At 60.3% G+C, this 22,035-nt stretch carries 24 protein-coding genes; 15 read left to right on the forward strand and 9 right to left on the reverse strand.

The window, feature by feature from the left end; all coding sequences use genetic code 11:
- Positions 1-57: 57 nt before the first annotated feature.
- The 4 genes from HX823_RS14975 to HX823_RS14990 form a co-directional block, all read right to left on the reverse strand.
- Positions 58-1,437 (reverse strand): LLM class flavin-dependent oxidoreductase, encoded by a 1,380-nt coding sequence (locus tag HX823_RS14975; RefSeq protein WP_177075309.1) that lies wholly within the window; start codon positions 1,435-1,437, stop codon positions 58-60.
- Entirely contained in the window at positions 1,437-1,763 is a 327-nt protein-coding gene (locus tag HX823_RS14980) for an acyl-CoA dehydrogenase (RefSeq protein WP_177075310.1), read from the reverse strand. Before HX823_RS14980 ends, HX823_RS14975 begins: the two co-directional genes overlap by 1 nt.
- A 9-nt stretch (positions 1,764-1,772) precedes the next feature.
- On the reverse strand, positions 1,773-2,969 hold the full coding sequence (locus HX823_RS14985; protein ID WP_177075311.1) for an SfnB family sulfur acquisition oxidoreductase: 1,197 nt from the start codon (positions 2,967-2,969) through the stop codon (positions 1,773-1,775).
- A gap of 154 nt (positions 2,970-3,123) precedes the next feature.
- Entirely contained in the window at positions 3,124-3,687 is a 564-nt protein-coding gene (locus HX823_RS14990; protein WP_038846038.1) for a helix-turn-helix domain-containing protein, read from the reverse strand.
- Between the two features lie 92 nt (positions 3,688-3,779).
- Here HX823_RS14990 and HX823_RS14995 point away from each other — a divergent pair, with 92 nt between their 5' ends.
- The 7 genes from HX823_RS14995 to HX823_RS15025 all read left to right on the forward strand — a co-directional run bounded on the left by HX823_RS14995 (position 3,780) and on the right by HX823_RS15025 (position 10,878).
- Positions 3,780-4,709 carry a DMT family transporter gene (locus HX823_RS14995; RefSeq protein ID WP_038846035.1) on the forward strand — a complete coding sequence of 310 codons (930 nt, stop codon included), beginning with the start codon at positions 3,780-3,782 and terminating at the stop codon, positions 4,707-4,709.
- Between the two features lie 129 nt (positions 4,710-4,838).
- Entirely contained in the window at positions 4,839-7,760 is a 2,922-nt protein-coding gene (locus HX823_RS15000) for a monovalent cation/H+ antiporter subunit A (protein WP_177075312.1), read from the forward strand.
- Positions 7,760-8,104 carry a Na+/H+ antiporter subunit C gene (locus HX823_RS15005; protein WP_003192163.1) on the forward strand — a complete coding sequence of 115 codons (345 nt, stop codon included), beginning with the start codon at positions 7,760-7,762 and terminating at the stop codon, positions 8,102-8,104. Before HX823_RS15000 ends, HX823_RS15005 begins: the two co-directional genes overlap by 1 nt.
- Entirely contained in the window at positions 8,101-9,783 is a 1,683-nt protein-coding gene (locus HX823_RS15010; RefSeq protein ID WP_177075313.1) for a monovalent cation/H+ antiporter subunit D, read from the forward strand. The genes HX823_RS15005 and HX823_RS15010 overlap by 4 nt, the downstream gene beginning before the upstream one ends.
- Positions 9,780-10,268: a Na+/H+ antiporter subunit E gene (locus tag HX823_RS15015; protein WP_177075314.1), complete on the forward strand. Its 489-nt coding sequence runs from the start codon at positions 9,780-9,782 to the stop codon at positions 10,266-10,268. Before HX823_RS15010 ends, HX823_RS15015 begins: the two co-directional genes overlap by 4 nt.
- Complete coding sequence (locus HX823_RS15020; RefSeq protein ID WP_038846025.1) at positions 10,265-10,543, forward strand: K+/H+ antiporter subunit F; 279 nt, start codon at positions 10,265-10,267, stop codon at positions 10,541-10,543. The genes HX823_RS15015 and HX823_RS15020 overlap by 4 nt, the downstream gene beginning before the upstream one ends.
- On the forward strand, positions 10,540-10,878 hold the full coding sequence (locus HX823_RS15025) for a Na+/H+ antiporter subunit G (RefSeq protein WP_016977444.1): 339 nt from the start codon (positions 10,540-10,542) through the stop codon (positions 10,876-10,878). The genes HX823_RS15020 and HX823_RS15025 overlap by 4 nt, the downstream gene beginning before the upstream one ends.
- Positions 10,879-11,004: 126 nt before the next feature.
- Here HX823_RS15025 and HX823_RS15030 read toward each other — a convergent pair whose 3' ends face one another.
- Complete coding sequence (locus HX823_RS15030; RefSeq protein ID WP_177075315.1) at positions 11,005-11,463, reverse strand: HIT family protein; 459 nt, start codon at positions 11,461-11,463, stop codon at positions 11,005-11,007.
- A 101-nt stretch (positions 11,464-11,564) separates the two neighbouring features.
- Between HX823_RS15030 and HX823_RS15035 the strand changes: the two genes are divergently transcribed.
- Positions 11,565-11,894, forward strand: coding sequence for a helix-turn-helix domain-containing protein (locus tag HX823_RS15035; protein ID WP_038849474.1), 330 nt, complete (start codon positions 11,565-11,567; stop codon positions 11,892-11,894).
- On the opposite strand, the gene HX823_RS15040 is transcribed toward HX823_RS15035, so the two are convergent.
- Positions 11,891-12,673 (reverse strand): SDR family oxidoreductase, encoded by a 783-nt coding sequence (locus HX823_RS15040; RefSeq protein ID WP_177075316.1) that lies wholly within the window; start codon positions 12,671-12,673, stop codon positions 11,891-11,893. The two genes, HX823_RS15035 and HX823_RS15040, sit on opposite strands and share 4 nt — an antisense overlap.
- 236 nt (positions 12,674-12,909) lie before the next feature.
- Between HX823_RS15040 and HX823_RS15045 the strand changes: the two genes are divergently transcribed.
- Entirely contained in the window at positions 12,910-13,662 is a 753-nt protein-coding gene (locus HX823_RS15045) for a 3-oxoacyl-ACP reductase family protein (RefSeq protein WP_177075317.1), read from the forward strand.
- A 23-nt stretch (positions 13,663-13,685) separates the two neighbouring features.
- Positions 13,686-14,273 (forward strand): TetR/AcrR family transcriptional regulator, encoded by a 588-nt coding sequence (locus HX823_RS15050; RefSeq protein ID WP_177075318.1) that lies wholly within the window; start codon positions 13,686-13,688, stop codon positions 14,271-14,273.
- Here HX823_RS15050 and lepB read toward each other — a convergent pair whose 3' ends face one another.
- The gene (gene lepB / locus HX823_RS15055) at positions 14,274-14,942 is read right to left on the reverse strand and encodes a signal peptidase I (protein WP_177075319.1); all 669 of its coding nucleotides are present in this window, start codon (positions 14,940-14,942) and stop codon (positions 14,274-14,276) included.
- Positions 14,943-15,054: 112 nt separating this feature from the next.
- Between lepB and HX823_RS15060 the strand changes: the two genes are divergently transcribed.
- From HX823_RS15060 to HX823_RS15070, 3 genes are all read left to right on the forward strand, one after another.
- On the forward strand, positions 15,055-15,621 hold the full coding sequence (locus tag HX823_RS15060) for a dihydrofolate reductase family protein (protein WP_177075320.1): 567 nt from the start codon (positions 15,055-15,057) through the stop codon (positions 15,619-15,621).
- Positions 15,622-15,759: 138 nt separating this feature from the next.
- Entirely contained in the window at positions 15,760-16,245 is a 486-nt protein-coding gene (locus HX823_RS15065) for an Hcp family type VI secretion system effector (RefSeq protein ID WP_177075321.1), read from the forward strand.
- On the forward strand, positions 16,242-16,955 hold the full coding sequence (locus HX823_RS15070; protein WP_177075421.1) for a DUF4225 domain-containing protein: 714 nt from the start codon (positions 16,242-16,244) through the stop codon (positions 16,953-16,955). The genes HX823_RS15065 and HX823_RS15070 overlap by 4 nt, the downstream gene beginning before the upstream one ends.
- 399 nt (positions 16,956-17,354) lie before the next feature.
- Here HX823_RS15070 and cysS read toward each other — a convergent pair whose 3' ends face one another.
- Complete coding sequence (gene cysS, locus HX823_RS15075; protein ID WP_177075322.1) at positions 17,355-18,743, reverse strand: cysteine--tRNA ligase; 1,389 nt, start codon at positions 18,741-18,743, stop codon at positions 17,355-17,357.
- Between the two features lie 18 nt (positions 18,744-18,761).
- On the reverse strand, positions 18,762-20,462 hold the full coding sequence (locus tag HX823_RS15080) for a glutamine--tRNA ligase/YqeY domain fusion protein (RefSeq protein WP_177075323.1): 1,701 nt from the start codon (positions 20,460-20,462) through the stop codon (positions 18,762-18,764).
- Between the two features lie 248 nt (positions 20,463-20,710).
- On the opposite strand from HX823_RS15080, the gene HX823_RS15085 reads away from it, so the two are divergent.
- Positions 20,711-21,214 (forward strand): peptidylprolyl isomerase, encoded by a 504-nt coding sequence (locus HX823_RS15085; RefSeq protein WP_016977438.1) that lies wholly within the window; start codon positions 20,711-20,713, stop codon positions 21,212-21,214.
- A complete protein-coding gene (gene lpxH, locus HX823_RS15090) occupies positions 21,211-21,960 on the forward strand; it encodes a UDP-2,3-diacylglucosamine diphosphatase (protein WP_016977437.1) in 750 nt (249 codons plus the stop codon). Before HX823_RS15085 ends, lpxH begins: the two co-directional genes overlap by 4 nt.
- Positions 21,961-22,035: the final 75 nt, after the last annotated feature.

The raw sequence follows: 22,035 nt of genomic DNA on the forward strand, positions 1-22,035 counted from the left end.
GGGAGGTTCTCCTATTCAGGTTGTGTGCGTGCGGTGGTCCGCTGGCGGGGTGATCAGTTAGATTGCGTTGACCTTGAGGTCGCGGTAACCGGCGCCGGGGTGATTGGCGCCCAACCGCGCACCGTCACCCAACAACTTCTCGCGCAGCGTTCCCTGGGCATATTCAGTCTTGTACACCCCGCGCTTCTGCAACTCCGGCACCAGCAGGTCCACGGCGTCGATGAAGGTTTCGTGGGTCAGCGCATAGGCCAGGTTGAAGCCGTCTACGTCGGTTTCCTCGACCCACTCCTGCAACAGGTCCGCCACGGTTTCCGGGCCGCCGACAAACAGCGGGCCAAAGCCGCCGATGCCGACCCAATCGGCCAGCTCGTTGGGCGTCCAGACCTTGTTCGGGTCGGCAGTGGAGAAGGCTTCCACCGCCGATTGGATAGCGTTGGTGTGCACATGCTTGAGGGGTTCGTCAGGTTTGAACTGGCTGAAGTCGATGCCGGTCCAGCCGGAGATCAGCGCCATCGCGCCTTCATAGCTGACGTAGGATTTGTACTCGTCGAACTTGGCCTTGGCCTTGGCATCGGTCTCACCGACGATCACGGTCTGCAGGTTGAAGATCAGGATTTTCTTCGGATCACGCCCCGCCTCGGCGGCACGCCGGCGGATGTCGGCGACGGTCTTTTTCAGCAGCACCTTGGACGGTGCGGCGACGAACACACACTCGGCCTGCTCGGCGGCGAACTGTTTACCTCGGCTGGACGCGCCGGCCTGGTACAGCACCGGCGTACGTTGCGGCGAGGGTTCACACAGGTGAATACCGGGCACCTGGAAGTGTTTGCCGACATGGCGGATCTCGTGGATCTTGCTCGGGTCACTGAAAATCCGGCGCTCGCGGTCACGCAACACGGCGCCCTCCTCCCAGCTGCCTTCCCAGAGTTTGTAGCAAACCTCCAGGTATTCCTCGGCGTAGTCGTAGCGCGCATCGTGTTCGGTCTGGGCTTTCTGGCCGAGGTTCTTGGCGCCACTTTCCAGGTAGGAGGTGACGATATTCCAGCCGATGCGGCCCTTGGTCAGGTGGTCCAGGGTGGAGAGACGGCGGGCGAACGGGTAGGGATGCTCAAAGGACAACGAAGCGGTGAGGCCAAAACCCAGATGCTCGGTGACCAAGGCCATCGGCGCGATCAGCGACAACGGATCATTGACCGGCACCTGCGCCGCCTGGCGAATCGCCGCGTCGCCGTTGCCGTTGTACACGTCATAAATGCCCAGCACGTCGGCGATAAACAGGCCGTCGAACTTGCCGCGTTCAAGGATCTTGGCGAGGTCGGTCCAGTATTCCAGGTCCTTGTACTGCCACGAACGATCACGCGGGTGCGCCCACAGGCCGGGCGATTGGTGGCCGACACAGTTCATGTCGAAGGCATTCAAGCGTATTTCACGGGACATCAAAGCACTCCGTTGAGGTGGTAGTTGCCGACAACCTGGTATTTCCAGCGCAGCGGGTCGTCAAGGGTCGACGGCAGTGCGGTGCGTTGGCCGGTCAGTTCGAATTCGGCGTTGCTCGCAGCAATCAAGGCTTCGGCGGCGGCGATCTGCGCTTCAGTGGCGGCCACCGGGCTTGGGTGGGTTTCAGCGCGTTCCAGCAAGGCGGCGGCCACGTCAACGCGGATCTGCAGATCGCCGAAGCGGCTGATCACATAAGGGTCAGCGCTTGTCTCGACATGGCGGCGGGTGCTGTCCAACAGTTGGCGCGCAAGGCTCAGTGCGGTCATGGTTAATCCTCAGTTCCAGGCGTGCCGCGCGGGCTTCACGCCGTTGAGCACGAAATTGCCGATCAGGTGGTACTTCCAGCGCGCCGGGTCGTGCAGGGTGTGGGTGCGTGCGTTGCGCCAGAAGCGGTCGAGGTTGTGTTTGCCGGTGACCGACCGGGTGCCAGCCAGTTCGAAGAGCTTGCTGCTGGCGAGCAAGGCGGTTTCGGCCGACAGCACTTTGGCCTGGGCAACCACCAAGGAGGCCTGGGCCACGCTGTCTTCACTTGGCTCGGCGAGGGCACGGTCCACCGCCAGGCCGGCCTTGGCGAGGATGGCTTCGGTGCCGTGCACGCGCCATTCCAGGTCGCCGATTGCGGCGATGGTGAACGGGTCCTGCCAGCCGTGATCCTGCTGGCTGTCGATCCACGGCCGCGCCTGGCGTGCATAGATCTTGGCCTGTTCAAGGGCGCCCTGGGCGATGCCAGTATCGACGGCCGCCTGGATGATCTGTGAAATCGGGCCGTTGGCGGTGGGTTGGTCGAAGGCCTGGTGGGCGGGGATCACCGCGCTGAGAGGCACGGTTACGCCGTCAAGGGTCACGCCGCCGCTGGCGGTGGTGCGCTGGCCGAAGCCGTCCCAGCTGTCGATCACACTCAGGCCTTGGGCATCGCGCTCGATAAAGGCGATGAAAGCCTGGTCCTTTTCGTTGTTGCCGACGGTGGGCACTATATGGGCGAACAACGCGCCGGTGCAGTAGAACTTCTCGCCGTTGATTTGCGCGGTGTCGCCGTGGAAACGGATCTGCGTGTCGAAGGTGCCGGCGTTCTTGCTCTTGGCTTCGGAGAAGGCATTGCCGAAGCGATAGCCGGCGAGGACTTTGCCGAAGTAGTAGTGTTTTTGTTCCTCGGTGGCCGTCTGCAGCAGAATGTCGACCACGCCTAAGTGGTTCTGCGGAATCTGCCCCAGGGAGGGGTCGGCGGCGGAGATCAACTTGATCACCTCAGCCACTGTCACATACGACACCTCGGCACCGCCGTAAACCTTGGGAATGGTGATGCCCCACAAGCCGCTCGCGGAAAATTCGTCGAGTTCGGCAATGGGCAGGCGCCGCTCACGGTCGCGCTCGCTGGCGTCGACCGCGAACCGTGCAGCCAGGCGCGTGGCGACCTCGATGGCTTCCGCGTCCGAGCGGATGATATGGGCAGGGTGTTGAGGGTGGGCTGACATGGGCCGACTCCAGGCTCCGAGGGGATACTGGAGTGATTGCAGGAGTCGTGCCTGAATGTAATCGCCAATAAAATCAGCGATTTGCTGGTCATTCAGCGCAACATGGCGCGTTTCAAAGCAGCAAAGTGTCCATCCACTGTTGCCGGGCGAACAGTTAGATCACCACGTTGCGCACAAACCGCACAGGCACATCGCCGTCATTGCGATAGCCATGCACGTGGCGGCTGGCGAACATGTAAAACTCACCAGCGGCGACGTGTTTTTCTTCCTCGCCCACCAGCAGGGTGAGGCAGCCTTCGAACACGAACAGTTGCACGCTCCAGCCTTCCGGGTCGGGATCGGGGCTGTAGCGATCGCCCGGTTCCAGTTGCATCTCCCACAACTCGACTTCACGCCGTGCCGTAGCCTTGGCCAGCAACACCGCCTTGCTGCCGGGAATTTCACCGGCCCAGGCCAACTCGTTGATACGGCTGTGGTCAGGGGCATCCGGCGCCTGGATCAAGTCACTGAACGCCACGTCCAAGGCTTCGGCCACGCGGTCGAGGGTGGACAGGCTGACATTCTTCTCCCCCGCCTCGATGGCCACCAGCATGCGCCGGCTGACCCCGGATTTTTCCGAAAGCGCGGTCTGGCTCAGGTCGGCGGCATGGCGCAGGCGACGCACGTTCTGGCTGACGTGCTGCAGGACCGAGGCCCGGTGTGGATTTTCTTTGTGCACTATATTGCTCAATGGGTGGGTGTGCGCAGTATACTGCCCAGCGTGCGGCGCATTGTGCGGTCCGTGCCCTTCCCTTGCAAGACCGAGCCGCCATGACCACCGCGAACGCCTCCCCTCGTTTCAACCGTTTCAGCAAAGCCGAATGCATCCTGGTGGTGATCACCATGATCTGGGGCGGCACCTTTTTGCTGGTGCAACACGCGATGACCGTCAGCGGGCCGATGTTTTTCGTCGGGCTACGGTTTGCGGCGGCAGCGATTGTGGTCGGCTTCTTTTCCTTGCGCACGTTGCGTGACCTGACGCTGTTCGAGTTGAAGGCCGGCGTGTTTATCGGCGTGGCGATCATGTTTGGCTACGGGCTGCAAACCATTGGCTTGCAGACGATCCTGAGCAGCCAATCGGCGTTTATCACGGCGTTATATGTGCCGTTCGTGCCGTTGCTGCAATGGCTGGTGTTGGGACGCCGTCCAGGCTTGATGCCGAGCATTGGCATCATGCTGGCGTTTACCGGCTTGATGCTGCTGACCGGGCCGGCGGGCGCTTCGCTGAATTTCAGCCCCGGTGAAATCGCCACGTTGATCGGCGCCGTCGCGATTGCCGCTGAAATCATCCTGATCAGCGCCTTTGCCGGGCAGGTGGATGTGCGCCGGGTGACCGTGGTGCAACTGGCCACGGCGTCGTTGCTGTCGTTCCTGATGGTGGTGCCGATGGGCGAGGCCTTGCCGGGGTTTTCGTGGCTGCTGCTGTTCAGTGCGGTGGGCCTGGGCTTGACCAGTGCGGTGATCCAGGTCGCCATGAACTGGGCGCAGCAAAGCGTTTCGCCCACCCGAGCCACGTTGATTTATGCTGGTGAGCCGGTGTGGGCAGGCGTGGTGGGACGGATCGCCGGGGAGCGCTTCCCGCCGATTGCGATGCTGGGCGCGGCGTTGATTGTGGCGGCGGTGATTGTCAGTGAAATGAAGACCAAGGCACAAAAGGCGCTTGCAGTGGACAATGAGCTGGAGCAGGAACATCAGGGCTAAGCGAGGCATTGAAACAATGCCAAATGGGAGTTTTCGGCCTACCTTGTAGGATCCTGCCACATCTTGCCGTTTGGTGATCGAGAAAGCGGCACGTATGATGCATCCCAAACTCCCGCAGATTAGAAGCCTATGTCCCTGATAGTTCTACTGCTTCTGCCGTTCGCTGGCAGCTGTCTGGCGGCCTTGCTGCCGCACAATGCACGTAACACCGAATCCCTGTTGGCCGGCCTTGTGGCCCTGGTTGGCACCATTCAAGTCGCCCTGCTCTACCCCCAGATCGCCCACGGTGGCGTGATCCGCGAAGAATTCATGTGGTTGCCCAGCCTCGGGCTGAACTTCGTGCTGCGCATGGATGGGTTTGCCTGGCTGTTCTCGATGCTGGTGCTGGGCATCGGCACGCTGGTGTCATTGTATGCGCGCTATTACATGTCACCGGACGACCCGGTGCCGCGCTTCTTTGCGTTTTTCCTGGCCTTCATGGGCGCGATGCTCGGGCTGGTGATCTCCGGCAACCTGGTCCAGATCGTGTTCTTCTGGGAACTGACCAGCCTGTTCTCGTTCCTGCTGATCGGCTATTGGCACCACCGCGCCGACGCGCGACGCGGCGCGTACATGGCGTTGATGGTCACCGGCGCGGGCGGCTTATGCCTGCTGGCGGGCGTGATGTTGCTGGGGCATATCGTCGGCAGCTACGACTTGGACCAGGTGCTGGCAGCAGGCGATCAGATTCGCGCGCACTCGCTGTACCCGGTCATGCTGGCTCTGGTGCTGATCGGTGCCTTGAGCAAAAGCGCGCAGTTCCCCTTCCACTTCTGGCTGCCTCACGCAATGGCGGCGCCCACGCCGGTGTCGGCGTACCTGCATTCGGCAACGATGGTGAAGGCCGGCGTGTTCCTGTTGGCCCGCCTGTGGCCGTCGCTGTCTGGCAGCGAAGAATGGTTTTATATCGTCGGCGGTGCCGGCGCGATTACCCTGCTTCTCGGCGCTTACTGCGCGATCTTTCAAAACGACCTCAAGGGCCTGCTGGCCTATTCCACCATCAGCCACCTTGGCTTGATCACTTTATTGCTGGGTCTCAACAGCCCACTGGCCGCCGTTGCAGCGGTGTTCCATATCCTCAACCACGCCACGTTCAAGGCCTCGTTGTTCATGGCCGCAGGCATCATCGACCATGAAAGCGGCACCCGCGACATCCGCAAACTCAGCGGTTTGGTCCGCTTGATTCCCTTTACCGCGACCCTGGCGATGGTTGCCAGTGCGTCCATGGCCGGGGTGCCGTTGCTCAACGGTTTCCTGTCCAAGGAAATGTTCTTCGCCGAAACCGTGTTCATCTCCTCCACCGCCTGGGTGGAATTTGCCCTGCCGGTGATCGCGACGGTCGCCGGTACATTCAGCGTGGTCTACGCGCTGCGCTTCACCATTGATGTGTTCTTTGGCCCGACTGCCACCAACCTGCCGCACACGCCCCACGAACCGCCGCGCTGGATGCGTGCGCCGGTCGAGCTGCTGGTGTTCACCTGCCTGCTGGTGGGAATTTTCCCGGCCCAGGTGGTCGGTTCGATCCTCGCCGCTGCTGCCTTGCCTGTCGTCGGCGGCGTGCTGCCGGAATACAGCCTGGCCATTTGGCACGGCTGGAACGCGCCGATGATCATGAGCCTGGTGGCCATGTCCGCTGGCGTCGTTCTGTATTTATTGCTGCGCAAGCAACTCAAGCGTGGCCGCTTCAAGTACCCGCCCGTGATCAGCTACTTCAATGGCAAGCGCGGCTTCGAGCGCTGCCTGGTGGTGTTGATGCGTGGCACGCGCAAGATCGAGAAGCTCGTCAGCACCAAACGCCTGCAAACCCAGCTGTTCCTGCTGGTACTGGCGGCGGTCATCGCCGGTTTGATCCCGATGCTGCACAGCAGCCTCAGCTGGGGCGACCGGCCGAAGATCCCCGGTTCCATCGTATTCGTGACCCTGTGGCTGCTGGCGATTGCCTGTGCCCTCGGTGCCGCCTGGCAAGCCAAGTACCACCGGCTGGCGGCCCTGACCATGGTCAGCGTGTGCGGCCTGATGACCTGCGTGACCTTCGTGTGGTTCTCGGCGCCGGACCTGGCGCTGACCCAGTTGGTCGTCGAGGTAGTCACCACGGTGCTGATCCTGCTCGGCCTGCGCTGGCTGCCACGACGGATCGAAGAAGTGTCGCCACTACCGAGTTCGCTGCGCAAGGCACGCATTCGCCGCCTGCGCGACTTCTTGCTGTCGACCGTGGTGGGTGGCGGCATGGCGCTGCTGTCCTACGCGATGCTGACGCGCCAGACGCCCAACGACATTTCCTCGTTCTACTTAAGCCGTGCCCTGCCCGAAGGCGGCGGCAGCAATGTGGTGAACGTGATGCTGGTGGACTTCCGCGGCTTCGATACCCTGGGTGAAATCACCGTACTCGGCGCCGTGGCGCTGACCGTGTACGCCCTGTTGCGCCGCTTCCGTCCCTCCAAGGAAAGCATGCAACTGCCCGCGCAACAGCGCCAGTTGGCGCCGGACGTGGCCACCGACCTGGTCAACCCACGCCAGGCCAGCGACACCGCTCTGGGCTTCATGATGGTGCCGGCGGTGCTGGTGCGCCTGCTGCTGCCGATTGCTCTGGTGGTGTCGTTCTACCTGTTCATGCGCGGCCACAACCAACCGGGCGGCGGGTTTGTCGCCGGCCTGGTGATGTCGGTGGCGTTTATCCTGCAATACATGGTCGCCGGTACGCAGTGGGTCGAGGCGCAGATGAGCCTGCGGCCGATGCGCTGGATGGGCTTCGGGCTGTTCTCGGCGACGCTGACCGGCCTCGGAGCGCTGTTTGCCGGGTATCCATTCCTCACCACCCACACCTGGCACTTCAGCCTGCCGCTGCTCGGCGACATCCATATCGCCAGCGCCTTGTTCTTCGACGTCGGCGTGTACGCCATGGTCGTCGGCTCGACGCTGCTGATGCTCACCGCCCTCGGTCACCAGTCCGTGCGGGCCCATAAACCGAGCAACCAGGCCAAAGTGGTTGCCGCAACGGAAGGAGCCGCCTGATGGAAGAAGTCATCGCAATTGCCATTGGGGTCCTGGCGGCCTCCGGCGTCTGGCTGATCCTGCGGCCACGGACCTTCCAGGTAGTGATGGGCCTGTGCCTGTTGTCGTATGGGGTCAACCTGTTCATTTTCAGCATGGGCAGCCTGTTTATCGGCAAGGAGCCGATCATCAAGGACGGTGTGCCGCAAGACCTGCTCAACTACACCGATCCCCTGCCCCAGGCACTGGTGCTGACGGCCATTGTGATCAGCTTCGCCATGACCGCCTTGTTCCTGGTGGTGCTGCTCGCCTCCCGTGGCTTGACCGGCACGGACCATGTGGACGGCCGGGAGCCCAAGGAATGACGTGGATGAATCAAATGATCGTCGCGCCGATCCTGCTGCCGTTGCTGACCGCCGCATTGATGCTGATGCTCGGCGAGAAGCACCGTCCGCTCAAGGCGCGCATCAACCTGTTCTCCAGCATGATCGGCCTGGGCATCGCAGCCTTGCTGCTGTACTGGACGCAAAAAGGCGGCCCCGGCTCGATTGGCGTGTACCTGCCGGGCAACTGGCAAGTGCCGTTTGGCATCGTGTTGGTGGTCGATCAGTTATCGGCGCTGATGCTGGTACTCACCGGCATCATCGGCGTGAGTGCGCTGTTGTTCGCCATGGCCCGCTGGGACAGAGCCGGCACCAGTTTCCACGCGCTGTTCCAGGTGCAGATGATGGGCTTGTACGGCGCGTTCCTCACCGCTGACCTGTTCAACCTCTTCGTGTTCTTCGAGGTGCTGCTGGCGGCGTCCTATGGCTTGATGCTGCACGGCTCGGGCCGGGCGCGGGTGTCGGCGGGGCTGCATTACATTGCGATCAACCTGCTCGCGTCGTCGCTGTTTTTGATTGGCGCGGCGATGATCTACGGGGTGACTGGCACGCTGAACTTCGCTGACCTGGCGCTGAAAATTCCGCTGGTGCCGGAGGCAGATCGTGGCCTGTTGCACGCCGGTGCGGCGATCCTGGCGACGGCGTTCCTGGCCAAGGCAGGCATGTGGCCGCTGAACTTCTGGCTCGCGCCCGCGTATTCTTCGGCGAGTGCGCCGGTGGCGGCGATGTTCGCGATCATGACCAAGGTCGGCGTGTACACCGTGCTGCGCCTGTGGACTCTACTGTTCTCCGGCCAGGCCGGCGCGTCGGCGCTGTTTGGCGGGGACTGGCTGGTGTATGGCGGCATGGCGACCATCATCTGCGCCGGGTTGGCGATGGTGGCGGCGCAGCGATTGGAGCGCATGGCCAGCTTGAGCATTCTGGTGTCGGCGGGGATCCTGCTGTCGGCAGTCGGTTTCGCCCAGCCAAGCCTGACCGCGGGCGCGCTGTTCTATCTGGTCAGTTCTACCTTGGCATTAAGCGCGCTGTTCCTGCTGGCCGAACTGATCGAGCGTTCGCGCTCGGCCAACGACCTGCCGCTGGATGAAGAGATCGATGCGCTGCCCAAAGCCATGGAATCGCTGCACCCACGTCCCGGCGTCAACCTCGATGATGAACAGCAAGCCGTGGTCGGCCAGGTGATTCCCTGGACCATGGCCTTCCTGGGGCTGAGCTTTATCGCCTGCGCCCTGCTGATCATCGGCATGCCGCCGCTTTCCGGGTTTATCGGCAAGCTCAGCCTGTTGAGTGCACTGGTCAATCCGCTGGGCCTGGGCGTCAGTGTTGACGCGCCGATCCGCCCGGCGGCCTGGGGCTTGGTGGCGTTGTTGATCCTCTCGGGCCTGGCCTCGTTGATCGCCTTCGCCCGCCTCGGCATCCAGCGTTTCTGGACCCCGGAAGAGCGTCCTTCGCCGCTGCTGCGTCGCTACGAGTGCCTGCCGATCTTCTTCCTGCTGGGCCTGAGCATCCTGCTGACCTTCAAGGCTGAGCCGCTGATGCGCTACACCCAGGACACGGCCGTCAGCCTGAACAACCCGGAACACTACGTGATGGCGGTGATGGCCACGCGCCCGGTGCCGAGCCCTGAAGCCAAGGCCGCCGCGCTGGAGGTGCAGCCATGAAGCGTCTGTTCCCTGCTCCGTGGTTGTCGCTGGCGTTGTGGCTGTTGTGGCTGGTGCTCAACCTGTCCGTGAGCCCCGGCAACCTGCTGCTGGGCGCGCTGCTGGGTTTTCTGGCGCCGCTGATGATGGCGCCGCTGCGGCCGTTGCCGATCCGCATTCGCCGCCCTGGGGTGATCATTCGCCTGTTCTTCCTGGTGGGCCGCGATGTGATCATCTCCAACCTGCAAGTGGCCTGGGGCGTGCTGATCTGCAGCTCCCGTCCACCGCGTTCGCGCTTCATCAAGATCCCCCTGGACCTGCGCGACGCCAACGGCCTGGCGGCGTTGTCGATGATCACCACCGTGGTGCCCGGCACCATCTGGTCGGAACTGGCGCTGGACCGCAGCATCCTGCTCTTGCACGTGTTTGATCTGGAGGATGAAGCGCCCTTCATCGAGCACTTCAAGTCCACCTACGAACGGCCCCTGATGGAGATCTTCGAATGAGCGCCCTGCTCTCCAATGCGATCCTGCTCAGCCTGTTCCTGTTCTCGCTGGCCATGGTGCTGACCTTGGTGCGCCTGTTCAAAGGCCCCTCGGCCCAGGACCGGGTATTGGCGCTGGACTACCTGTACATCCTGGCGATGCTGATGATGCTGGTGCTGGGCATTCGCTACGCCAGTGACACCTACTTTGAAGCGGCGCTGCTGATTGCGCTGTTCGGCTTCGTCGGCTCGTTTGCCCTGGCGAAATTCCTGCTGCGTGGGGAGGTGATTGAATGATGCCGTTATGGATGGAAGTCGTCGTGGCCGTGCTGCTGGTGTTGAGCAGTGTGTTTGCATTGATTGGCGCGATCGGCTTGCTAAGGATGAAGGACTTCTTCCAGCGCATGCACCCGCCGGCATTGGCTTCGACGTTGGGGGCGTGGTGTGTGGCGTTGGCGTCGATCATCTACTTTTCGGTGCTCAAGTCCGGCCCGGTGTTGCACGGCTGGTTGATTCCGATCTTGTTGTCGATCACGGTGCCGGTGACCACGTTGCTGCTGGCGCGTACGGCATTGTTCCGTAAGCGCATGGCCGGTGACGATGTGCCTGCCGAGGTCAGCAGCCGGCGCTGATCCCTGAAAAGTACGCGGTCAAAAATGTGGGAGCGGGCTTGCTCGCGAAAGCGGTGTATCAGGAACACATACAGTGACTGACACTCCGCTTTCGCGAGCAAGCCCGCTCCTACATTTGGTTTTGTGCTAGGCAAAAGATCGAATGTGCGCCGCCAGTTCGGACAACTCAGCATCATCCGCCCGCCCATGATCATGGGACGAGATATAGCCTTCATACGCCTCGAAGAACTTGTCCACCTTCGAACTCAACGGTTTGAACCCGCTGTCCGAACCGGTGCCATGCATGGGAAACAACTTCGCATGCAGATGATCCACGCCATACCCCTCCATGATCAGCCCCGTGCGCGCCACATCGGGAAACGCCCGGTCGATCTGCAACGCGGTCTTCTTCGCCGCTAACGCGAGCCCGGCCAACACTTCATCCGACTGCGCAAACGCATAGCTGCCGTAATGCTGTTTGGGAATCACCACGCTGAAACCCGGCGTGTTGGGGAAAATCGACAAAAATGCCATATGCTGCTCGTCTTCCCACAGGATGTGCGCCGGGGAAGTTTTTCGAACAATGCTGCAGAAAATACATTCCATTTGAATCTCCGCCAGTTGGGTCGTGGCGACCATCTAAAGCCAGGATGGGGCGGGCGTCAAAGCAAATGGAAACTTTCAGACATGTCCTAAGGACGTATGCGATGAGCAAAACCTACACCCCTGCCACCGCCGCAGCCGACGTCGAAACCACCCTCGCCTGGCTCGGCGGGCGTTGGAAATTGATCATCCTGTTTCATCTGTTCGGCGGCCAGGTGCAGCGTTATTCCGACCTTGAGCGGCTGATCCCGGAGATCTCGCAGAAGATGCTCGCCCAACAACTGCGTCAGCTTGAAGCCGATGGCCTGGTGCAGCGCACCGTCTACCCGGTGGTGCCGCCGAAAGTGGAATACCGCATGACCGAATGGGGCCAGAGCCTGTGCCCGGTGCTGGATGGCCTGCTTAAATGGCAGGCCGCCAAGCCTGTGATCTAGACCGTGGGCACGGTGCCGCCGTCGATCACGTACTCGGTGCCACTGATCGACCCGGCGCGGGGCGAGACCAGGAACGCGATCAAGTCCGCCACTTCCTGAGGCTTGGCCGGCCGGCCCAGCGGAATGCCGCCCAACGCTTGCATAATGATCTGCTTGCCGCCTTCGTAATCCGTGCCCGCCTCATCTGCCAGACGCTCTGCCAACGCGACCGCCGCGTCCGTCTCCACCCAGCCCGGCGAAACCCGCACCACCCGCACGCCCTTGGGCGTCACTTCTTTCGACAGGCTCTTGCTGTACGTCGCCAACGCCGCCTTGGCAGCGGCATAGGCCGTGGTCGATTCCGGCAACGGCAGCTCCCGCTGGATCGACGTAACATGAATGATCACCCCGGCCCCGCGCTCGACCATCCCCGGTAACAGCGCCCGATCCACCCGCACCGCCGCCATCAGGTTCTGGCCCAGCGCATTCATCCACTGCTCATCATCGAGCACCGCAAAACCCCCACCTGGCGCACTGGAACCGCCGAGGACATTGACGATGATATCCACACCGCCAAACTGCGCCGTCACCGCCTCGGTGGCGCTGGCACAACCGGCCGCAGTGCCCAGGTCGGCGGCAATGAAATGCACGCCCTCGGGTGGCGTACCCGCTGCCGAACGCGCGACCGAAATCACCTGGGCGCCCTGTTCCTGCAACACGGCAACCACCGCCGCACCGATGCCCTTGGTGCCGCCCGTGACCAGCGCGCGAAGGCCTGTCAGTCCGAGATCAAAGCTCATGAAAACTCCTCCTGGGTAAACGAAGACCCCAGGATAGGAACGTGATGGACAGGCCACAAGAACGCACGAAAAGGTAATGGGCTCACTCAAAAGTAAGTATCGGGCTTCAGGAGGGCGCAGGCCATGAGCAAGGGACAAACCAGTTAAAGATTAATTAATCCAAAAATAGCTTGGCGCACTCTAAGAGGCCTGATAGGGTTTAGTGGATTAATTAATCCACTAATACAGGCATCACCATGACTGCTCAACTCTCTCGATTCCACAGCAAAGTCGCCTTGGTCACCGGCGGTTCCCGCGGTATCGGCGAAGCCATCGTTCGCCGTCTCGCCGCCGAAGGCGCTGCGGTGGCCTTCACTTATACTTCTTCCAGCGCAAAGGCCGATACGCTTGTCAGCCAGATCGAAAGCCAAGGCGGCAAAGCCCTGGCCATCCAGGCTGACAGCGCTGATGTGGCAGCAATCGAGCGCGCGGTAGCGCATACCATGGAGCGTTTTGGCGCCTTGAATATCCTGGTCAACAACGCTGGTATCCTGCTGCGCGGTACCGTCGATGAGTTCAGCCTGGAAGACTTCGACCGCATGTTTGCGGTGAACGTCCGTGCGGCATTTGCGGCGGCCAAAGCCAGTTCTGCGATCATGCACAGCGGTGATCGCATCATCACCGTTGGCAGTGTCGTGGCGCAACGTTCAGGCTTTCCGGGTGCCAGTGTCTATAGCATGACGAAGGCCGCGATCGCCGGTATGATTCGCGGCCTGGCCATTGATTTTGCCCCACGTGGCATCACCGTCAATAACGTCCAGCCCGGCCCGACCAGCACCGACATGAACCCCGCCGACGGACCGCATTCCGACCTGGTCAAAAGCCTGGTCCCGCTGGGTCGGCTGGGCACCGCCGACGACATCGCCGGCATGGTTGCCTACCTCGCGTCCGAGGAAGCCGCCTTTGTCACCGGTGCCAGCCTGACCATCGACGGTGGTTACCTGGCCTGATCCTTCATTTGCAGAGGTACCCCATGGCAAGACCCAGAGCATTCGACCGCGACCAGGTGCTGCAACAGGCCATACGTGTGTTCTGCGACAAGGGCTTCGCTGCAGCGTCTACCGAGGAACTGATGCAGGCCATGGGGCTCAGTCGCCAAAGCATGTACAACACGTTTGGCGACAAACGTCAGTTGTACTTGCAGGCCATGGCCGAGTATCAGCGCAATGGCGTTGACGATCTGATCGGGCGCCTCAACCAGGGCCAGACGCCGCTGCAGGCCATTCACGACACCTTGCAATCCTTCGCCACCCGCGCCTTGCGCGAAGGCACCGCGGGCTGCATGGGCGTCAATGCCATCTGCGAATTCGGCCAGGAAGACGAAGAAATCAACCGACTCACCACCCACAGCGCCGAACGCTTGCGCGATGCGCTGGAGCGCGCCTTAGGCCGCGCACGGGAGCAGGGACAGTTGGCCCCCGGCACCGATTTATCGGGCGCCTGCGATTTTCTGATGGCCACCCTCAGCGGCATGAAAATCGCCGGCAAGGGCGGTGCCACCGTGGAGCAGTTGGGCAATATCGCAGTGTTTGCAATCCGAGCGCTGGCCGCGAACCCGTAGTCAGAGAATCGGCGCGCCAAATCTGTTCAGGCGTGGCATCCAGTGATCCAGGATCTGCGCTGATGCCAAAATGTGATGCGCGCGCCCGATCAACAACCGGCGCGGCACAAAACCGATATACCGGGAGTCGTCGCTGTTATCGCGGTTATCCCCCAGCATGAAGTAACTGTCAGCCGGCACAGTGACCGGGCCAAAACTGCGCAACGCCCGCACCGTCGGCATGAACTGCACCGTGCGCTGACGGCTGGCCGCCAGCTCCTTCAGCTTGATCCCCGGCACCGTGTGGCCGGGCACGATGGGCTCGCTGATGTCCTGCGCATCACTGTAAATGGCCGGTACGCCATTGACCCACAGCACCTCATCTTTCATTTCCAGGGTGTCACCGGGAATGCCGACGATGCGCTTGATCAGACGTATGCCGTCCTTGGGTGACGAGAATGTCACCACATCGCCGCGCTGGGGACTATCGATTTTGGCCAGGGAAATATCGGTGAGCGGCACCTTGAGGTCATAGGCCACACGGTTGACCAGCACCACATCGCCCTCCAGCAAGGTCGGGCGCATGGAGCCGGAGGGAATCGGATTCCAATCGGCCAGGGAGGTACGGAAAACGCCGAAGCACACCCAGAACATGATTGCGTAACGGTAACGGATCAACCAACTTCGCATACATCCTCGCACGACAGACAGGGGCATCAGGGCAATTTCTTAGAAGCTCGGTTGTTGCAGGTCAGGATTAAATTATCATTAGCGTCCAAGCGCACAAAAAGGAGTTTTCGCCATGGATATCAAATGCTCAGTCTTTATCGCAGCCAGCATCGATGGCTTCATTGCCCGTCCGGACGGTGATATCGAATGGTTACACCGACCAGAGTATGAAGCCGCCCAGTTGAACGGCGTGACCTATGAAAGCTTCATCGCCACCGTGGATGCGCTGGTGATGGGCCGAAAAACCCTGGAGAAGGTCCTGTCCTTTCCGGAATGGCCCTATGAGGGTACGCCGGTCATTGTCCTGTCTCACCAGCAACTGGAAATCCCGGCGCATCTGGAAGGCAAGGTTCAGGTCATGGCGGGAGACGTGACCACATTGGTGGCGACGTTAGCCGAGCGCGGCATGCAGCATCTGTATATCGACGGTGGCCAGACGATCCAGGCGTTTCTTGATGCGGGTCTGATCGACGAGTTGATCATCACGCGTATTCCGGTGGTGCTGGGCAAAGGGATCCCGTTATTCAGCCAGGAAGGCAGCGAGCGTGAACTTCACCATCTCGGCACGTATGCGTCGGACAATGGGTTTGTCCAAAGCCGCTACAGGGTTGGGGAGGCAGTGGCCTTCTTTAAGGGTTAGATATGTTCGCCCTAGATCTCCAGACTAAAATATCGAATATTCCTACATCCAGCTCGCACTATAAAAAGCGAAGCGTCTGATATTTCCTATTTACTTTCTTGCGTATGTTCAGGGTAAACAATCCAGAGTGTTTACCCCATGGCATACCACGGCTACATGTCCATCAAAGGACAATCCCAAGGCCTGATTTCGGCTGGCTGCTCGACCCAGGACTCTATCGGCAATAAGTGCCAGGAGGGACACCGAGACGAAATCATGGTGATGTCCTTTAACCACAACATGCTTAATACAGGCAATGTCAGGGCATCTACCCATGGGCCGGTGGTGATTACAAAGAATATTGATAAATCATCGCCCTTGTTGGCCGTGGCATTATCAAACCGAGAAGAACTGAACTGCGTGATTAACTTTTATCGTACCTCGCAGTTTCGTCAGCGCGAGAAATACTACACCGTCGATATCAGGGGCTGCATCATTGCCAGCCTGACGGTCGAAGTGCCTCACGCTGTTCTGTTAACCGATGTAGAAGCGCAGGAACATCTGGCCATTCGTTATCGGGAGATCATCTGGACCCATCATCTCGCGGGCACCAGTGGTTACGGCTCATGGGAAGCCGGGCGATAAAATCGAAAAACAAAAGCCCGACCCCAACGTTTCATGACTTATGGGAAGTCAGCCACGCTGCAGGAAGATTGACCAGCCAAGCGTGCACGATCAGCGCGCGCCATCTTCAGGATGGTATTACACGGTCAATCTTCAATCGTGAGGTTGCGTATTATGCTCGTAGCATCGTCAGAGATGTGGAGCAGGGGAAAAAGACGGTCAATCAGGGCCTGATAGAGATAAAAGCCGAACAACAAAGCCTGCTGAACCAGTCAATGGAAATTGGCCGCAAAGGCATTGGAGTTGTCGCAGGCGCGCTGCAAATGGCCACAGGGGCTGGAATTTGTTACGCCTCCGTTGGCACGCTCTGCCTTATCGCGGGCGTGCCGCTGCTGGCGCATGGTGCAAATAACGTATATGAGGGTTCGCGTAACCTGATGACAGGGCAATCGGATACGGTGGGGCCGGTACGTGGCGCATATCAGTCGGCAGCATCAGCTATGGGTTATGACGAGGGAGGGGCCAATATTGCCTATGGTTCAGTTGATATTGGACTGTCCGTCTACAGTGCAGCTAGACATGTACTTAAACCTGATGCTTGGCGCCTATTTAGATACATCCCAACCGATTACATCCGAGCATACAAAACAATGACCCCAACTACGATGGGAATCGAAGCCTATACAGACTTTCAAACGTTAAAGCAGATACTCGACGAGGAAAAGCATTGACACTTTGGTTCGCCTGGACTTTCCCGATATTCGCCACATGGGGAGTTCTTTGCGCATACACACTGAAAATACGTTTTTCTGGAGCTGAGTATTTTCTTGCCAAGTTTCTACTCTGTTTAATATTTAATGGTTTTTTTGCAACCACCTACATAAGCATGATCGAAGAAAACAAATTCCCCTTACTCGGATACAACCCAGACCTCATATCAAATTATCCTTTCATTGGATGGATTGCTTTTTTCTGTATACCCGTTCACGCGGGGGCTCTGCCAGTTAGATGGGAAATCAGATGGTGGTTTTGATGGAGAATCTATAAATCCAGATAATTTTACGCATGCTAATTCCAAAACAAAAAAACGCCCCGAACCAGTCGGGGCGTTTTCATTCAGCGTTTACCGATCAAACCTGATCAGCCAACCGCCACGTCGTCCCACCCTTCCCGTCTTCCAACACCACGCCCATGGCGGTCAGTTGGTCGCGGATACGGTCGGATTCCGCCCAGTCTTTATTAGCACGAGCAGCCAGACGCGCCTGAATCAACGCATCAACCTCAGCCGCATCCACACGCCCTTCAGCGCCGGCTTGCAGGAAATCTTCAGGCTTCATTTGCAGAACCCCCAGCACGCTAGCTAGTTCTTTCAAGCGCGCCGCCAGACCCGCCGCCGCGTCGAGATCGCTCTCACGCAAACGGTTGATCTCGCGCACCATCTCGAACAGCACGGCGCAGGCTTCCGGGGTGCCGAAGTCGTCGTTCATGACTTCGGTGAAGCGGGCCACGAAGGCTTCGCCGCCGGCTGGCGCCACGGCTGGCAGGCCTTTCAACGCATGGTAGAAACGCTCCAGGGCGCCCTTGGCGTCCTTGAGGTTGTCTTCCGAGTAGTTGATGGCGCTGCGGTAGTGGCTCGACACCAGCAGGTAACGCACAACCTCTGGATGGTACTTTTCCAGCACGTCGCGAATGGTGAAGAAGTTGTTCAAGGACTTGGACATCTTCTCGCCATTGATGCGGATCATGCCGCAGTGCATCCAGGCGTTGGCGTAGGTCTTGCCGGTGGCGGCTTCGCTCTGGGCGATTTCGTTTTCGTGGTGCGGGAACTCGAGGTCGCTGCCGCCGCCATGAATGTCGAAGGTCTCGCCCAGGCAGCAGGTGGACATCACCGAGCACTCAATGTGCCAGCCCGGACGACCGGCGCCCCATGGCGACTCCCAGCTCGGCTCGCCCGGCTTGGTGGCTTTCCACAGTACGAAGTCGAGCGGATCCTGCTTGGCTTCGTCGACTTCGATGCGGGCACCGATACGCAGGTCTTCGATTTTCTTGCGCGACAGTTTGCCGTAGCCCATAAACTTGGCGACGCGGTAGTACACGTCGCCATTGCCTGGGGCGTAGGCGTAACCCTTGTCGATCAGGGTCTGGATCATCGCGTGCATGCCCGGGATGTGGTCCGTGGCGCGCGGTTCCATGTCCGGCTTGAGGATGTTGAGGCGGGCCTCGTCCTCGTGCATCGCGGCGATCATGCGCTCGGTCAGCGCGTCGAACGACTCGCCGTTTTCGTTGGCGCGGTTGATGATCTTGTCGTCGATGTCGGTGATGTTGCGCACGTAGGTCAAGTCATAGCCACTGAAACGCAACCAGCGGGTCACCAGGTCGAAGGCAACCATGCTGCGGCCGTGGCCGATGTGGCAGTAGTCGTACACGGTCATGCCGCACACGTACATGCGCACCTTGTTGCCATCCAGCGGCTTGAAGACTTCTTTGGTCTTGCTGAGTGTGTTGTAGATCGTTAGCACAACGGCTTCCTTAGAGAATCACTGGCCCCACGAATCACGCAAGGTCACGGTACGGTTGAATACCGGGCGACCTGGTTTCGAGTCCTTGATATCCGCGCAGAAGTAACCTTCGCGCTCGAACTGGAAACGGTCTTCCGGCTGTGCTTCGCCCAACGAGGGTTCGGCACGACAACCAGTGAGTACTTGCAGGGAGTCAGGGTTGATGTTGTCGAGGAAGCTGGCGCTGTCTTCGGCCTTTTCCGGGTTCGGCGAGCGGAACAGACGATCGTACAGGCGCACTTCGCACTCGATGCTGGCAGCCGCCGGCACCCAGTGGATCACGCCCTTGACCTTGCGGCCTTCAGGGTTCTTACCCAGGGTGTCCGGATCGTAGGAGCAACGCAGTTCGACGATGTTGCCATCGGCGTCCTTGATCGCTTCGTCGGCACGGATCACGTAGCTGCCGCGCAGGCGCACTTCGCCATTTGGCTCCAGGCGCTTGTAGCCTTTTGGCGGCTCTTCCATGAAGTCATCGCGGTCGATGTAGATTTCACGGGCGAACGGCAGCTTGCGCACGCCGAGTTCTTCTTTCTGCGGATGACGCGGCAACTCAAGGTTGTCGACCTTGTCTTCCGGGTAGTTGGTGATCACGACTTTCAACGGACGCAGCACGCACATGGCGCGCGGGGCGTTGGCGTCGAGGTCCTGGCGGATGCTGAATTCGAGCATGCCGAAATCGACCACGCCGTCGGAACGGTTGGTGCCGACCATGTCGCAGAAGTTGCGGATCGACGCCGGTGTGTAGCCACGGCGGCGGAAGCCCGACAGGGTGGACATGCGTGGGTCATCCCAACCGTGGACGTGCTTCTCGTCCACCAGTTGCTTGAGCTTGCGCTTGCTGGTGATGGTGTAGTTCAGGTTCAGGCGGCTGAACTCATACTGGCGCGGGTGCGCTGGCACCGGCAGGCTGTCCAGGAACCATTCGTACAGCGGACGATGGCTCTCGAACTCCAGGGTGCAGATGGAGTGGGTGATGCCTTCGATGGCGTCCGACTGACCGTGGGTGAAGTCGTAGTTCGGGTAGATGCACCACTTGTCACCGGTCTGGTGGTGATGGGCATGGCGGATGCGGTACATGATCGGGTCGCGCAGGTTCATGTTCGGCGAGGCCATGTCGATCTTGGCCCGCAGCACGCGGGCGCCGTCCGGGAACTCACCGGCGCGCATGCGGGCGAACCAGTCCAGGTTCTCTTCCACCGAACGGTCGCGGAACGGGCTGTTCTTGCCCGGTTCGGTCAGGGTACCACGGTATTCCTTGGCCTGTTCCGGGCTCAGGTCGTCGACATAGGCCTTGCCGGCCTTGATCAGTTCGACGGCCCAGTCGAACAGCTGGTCGAAGTATTTGGAGGCATAGCGCACTTCACCGGACCATTCGAAGCCCAGCCACTTGATGTCGCTTTCGATGGCGTCGATGTATTCCTGGTCTTCCTTGGCCGGGTTGGTGTCGTCGAAACGCAGGTGCGTGACGCCACCGAATTCCTGGGCCAGGCCGAAGTTCACACAGATCGACTTGGCGTGACCGATGTGCAGGTAGCCGTTGGGCTCTGGCGGGAAGCGGGTGACGATCTGCGTGTGCTTGCCCGAATCCAGGTCCGCCTGGATGATCGGGCGCAGGAAATTGACCGGGACGGCAGGTCCGGCCTTGGAATTCGAGGTAGGGTCGACAGTGGGCTTGCTCATAGGATCCTTGAACAGACAAGTACGTGGCCGGGCTAGGCCGACAAAACAAAGGCGATATCATAGCCGATGCTGTCAAGTACCTGACAGAGCGCGGCCAAAAACTGCTGCATTTATTGCACCGGCGGTAAAAAACCACCTCGAAATTCCTGCAGGGCACGCTAAACTGCGCGCCTTGGCCGCAGTTTCGCCATACCGGTCGTGGTGCCCAGGCACCCAAACCCACGAATTCCCTGAAAAGAGTAGTGAACATGACTCAAGTCAAACTGACCACCAACCACGGTGACATCGTCATCGAGCTGAACGCCGAGAAAGCGCCGATCACCGTCGCCAACTTCATCGAGTACGTGAACGCCGGCCACTACGAAAACACTGTTTTCCACCGTGTCATCGGCAACTTCATGGTCCAGGGCGGCGGTTTCGAGCCTGGCATGAAAGAAAAGAAAGACAAGCGTCCAAGCATCCAGAACGAAGCGGACAACGGCCTTTCCAACGACAAGTACACCGTCGCCATGGCCCGTACCATGGAGCCGCATTCGGCCTCCGCGCAGTTCTTCATCAACGTCGCCGACAACGCCTTCCTGAACCACAGCGGCAAGAACGTGCAGGGTTGGGGTTACGCGGTATTCGGTAAAGTCACCGAAGGCCAGGACGTCGTTGACAAGATCAAAGGCGTGCAGACCACCGGTAAAGCCGGTCACCAGGACGTTCCGGTAGAAGACGTTATCGTCGAGAAAGCCGAGATCGTTGGGTGATATTGCTGATTTCAGATTTGCATCTGGAAGAGGAGCGCCCGGATATCACCCGGGCGTTTCTGGATCTGCTCCACACCCGCGCCCGTGGCGCCCAGGCGTTGTACATTCTGGGGGACTTCTTTGAAGCCTGGATTGGCGACGATGGGATGACGCCCTTCCAGCGCTCCATCTGCGAGGCTCTGCGCGAGCTGAGCGACAGCGGCACCCCGATTTTCATCATGCACGGCAACCGCGATTTCCTGATCGGCAAGGCGTTCTGCAAAGCCGCAGGTGCCACCTTGCTCAAGGACCCGAGTGTCGTGCAGCTCCATGGCGAGCCCGTGCTGTTGATGCACGGCGACAGCCTCTGTACCCGCGACGTCGGCTATATGAAGCTGCGGCGCATCCTGCGCAATCCGATTGTGCTGTTTATCCTGCGCCACCTTCCTTTGAGCACCCGCCACAAGTTGGCGCGCAAGCTGCGCAGCGAAAGCCGGGCGCAAACGCGCATGAAGGCTAACGACATTGTTGATGTCACCCCCGAGGAAGTGCCACGGGTGATGCAGCAGTTCGGCGTGCGCACCCTGGTCCACGGCCACACCCACCGCCCCGCCATTCATAAGTTGCAGATTGGTGACCAGGCGGCCAAGCGCATTGTGCTGGGGGATTGGGACAAGCAGGGCTGGGCGTTGCAGGTGGATGAGCAAGGGTTTCAGTTGGCGGCGTTTGATTTTGTGAACCCGCAGTTGGCGCTACCCGGCGCCTGATACACCGCGTGCCGGTTCGCTCTTCTGTGGTGAGCGAGCTTGCCTCGCGCGGGCAAGCCCGCTCACCACAAAAAA

This window comes from Pseudomonas sp. P7759 (assembly GCF_013386445.1).
GTDB lineage: Bacteria > Pseudomonadota > Gammaproteobacteria > Pseudomonadales > Pseudomonadaceae > Aquipseudomonas > Aquipseudomonas azotoformans_A.

What these genes read in the sequence shown, in the direction of transcription:
- HX823_RS14995 (WP_038846035.1), top strand. Translation starts at nt 3,780, where the DNA reads ATGACCACCGCGAACGCCTCCCCTCGTTTCAACCGTTTCAGCAAAGCC.
- HX823_RS15000 (WP_177075312.1), top strand. Translation starts at nt 4,839, where the DNA reads ATGTCCCTGATAGTTCTACTGCTTCTGCCGTTCGCTGGCAGCTGTCTG.
- HX823_RS15060 (WP_177075320.1), top strand. Translation starts at nt 15,055, where the DNA reads ATGGATATCAAATGCTCAGTCTTTATCGCAGCCAGCATCGATGGCTTC.
- HX823_RS15005 (WP_003192163.1), top strand. Translation starts at nt 7,760, where the DNA reads ATGGAAGAAGTCATCGCAATTGCCATTGGGGTCCTGGCGGCCTCCGGC.
- HX823_RS15025 (WP_016977444.1), top strand. Translation starts at nt 10,540, where the DNA reads ATGATGCCGTTATGGATGGAAGTCGTCGTGGCCGTGCTGCTGGTGTTG.
- HX823_RS15035 (WP_038849474.1), top strand. Translation starts at nt 11,565, where the DNA reads ATGAGCAAAACCTACACCCCTGCCACCGCCGCAGCCGACGTCGAAACC.
- HX823_RS15020 (WP_038846025.1), top strand. Translation starts at nt 10,265, where the DNA reads ATGAGCGCCCTGCTCTCCAATGCGATCCTGCTCAGCCTGTTCCTGTTC.
- HX823_RS14980 (WP_177075310.1), bottom strand. Translation starts at nt 1,763, where the DNA reads ATGACCGCACTGAGCCTTGCGCGCCAACTGTTGGACAGCACCCGCCGC.
- HX823_RS15030 (WP_177075315.1), bottom strand. Translation starts at nt 11,463, where the DNA reads ATGGAATGTATTTTCTGCAGCATTGTTCGAAAAACTTCCCCGGCGCAC.
- HX823_RS14975 (WP_177075309.1), bottom strand. Translation starts at nt 1,437, where the DNA reads ATGTCCCGTGAAATACGCTTGAATGCCTTCGACATGAACTGTGTCGGC.
- HX823_RS15045 (WP_177075317.1), top strand. Translation starts at nt 12,910, where the DNA reads ATGACTGCTCAACTCTCTCGATTCCACAGCAAAGTCGCCTTGGTCACC.
- HX823_RS15015 (WP_177075314.1), top strand. Translation starts at nt 9,780, where the DNA reads ATGAAGCGTCTGTTCCCTGCTCCGTGGTTGTCGCTGGCGTTGTGGCTG.
- HX823_RS15010 (WP_177075313.1), top strand. Translation starts at nt 8,101, where the DNA reads ATGACGTGGATGAATCAAATGATCGTCGCGCCGATCCTGCTGCCGTTG.
- HX823_RS15085 (WP_016977438.1), top strand. Translation starts at nt 20,711, where the DNA reads ATGACTCAAGTCAAACTGACCACCAACCACGGTGACATCGTCATCGAG.
- lepB (WP_177075319.1), bottom strand. Translation starts at nt 14,942, where the DNA reads ATGCGAAGTTGGTTGATCCGTTACCGTTACGCAATCATGTTCTGGGTG.
- HX823_RS15065 (WP_177075321.1), top strand. Translation starts at nt 15,760, where the DNA reads ATGGCATACCACGGCTACATGTCCATCAAAGGACAATCCCAAGGCCTG.
- HX823_RS15040 (WP_177075316.1), bottom strand. Translation starts at nt 12,673, where the DNA reads ATGAGCTTTGATCTCGGACTGACAGGCCTTCGCGCGCTGGTCACGGGC.
- HX823_RS14985 (WP_177075311.1), bottom strand. Translation starts at nt 2,969, where the DNA reads ATGTCAGCCCACCCTCAACACCCTGCCCATATCATCCGCTCGGACGCG.
- HX823_RS15080 (WP_177075323.1), bottom strand. Translation starts at nt 20,462, where the DNA reads ATGAGCAAGCCCACTGTCGACCCTACCTCGAATTCCAAGGCCGGACCT.
- HX823_RS15050 (WP_177075318.1), top strand. Translation starts at nt 13,686, where the DNA reads ATGGCAAGACCCAGAGCATTCGACCGCGACCAGGTGCTGCAACAGGCC.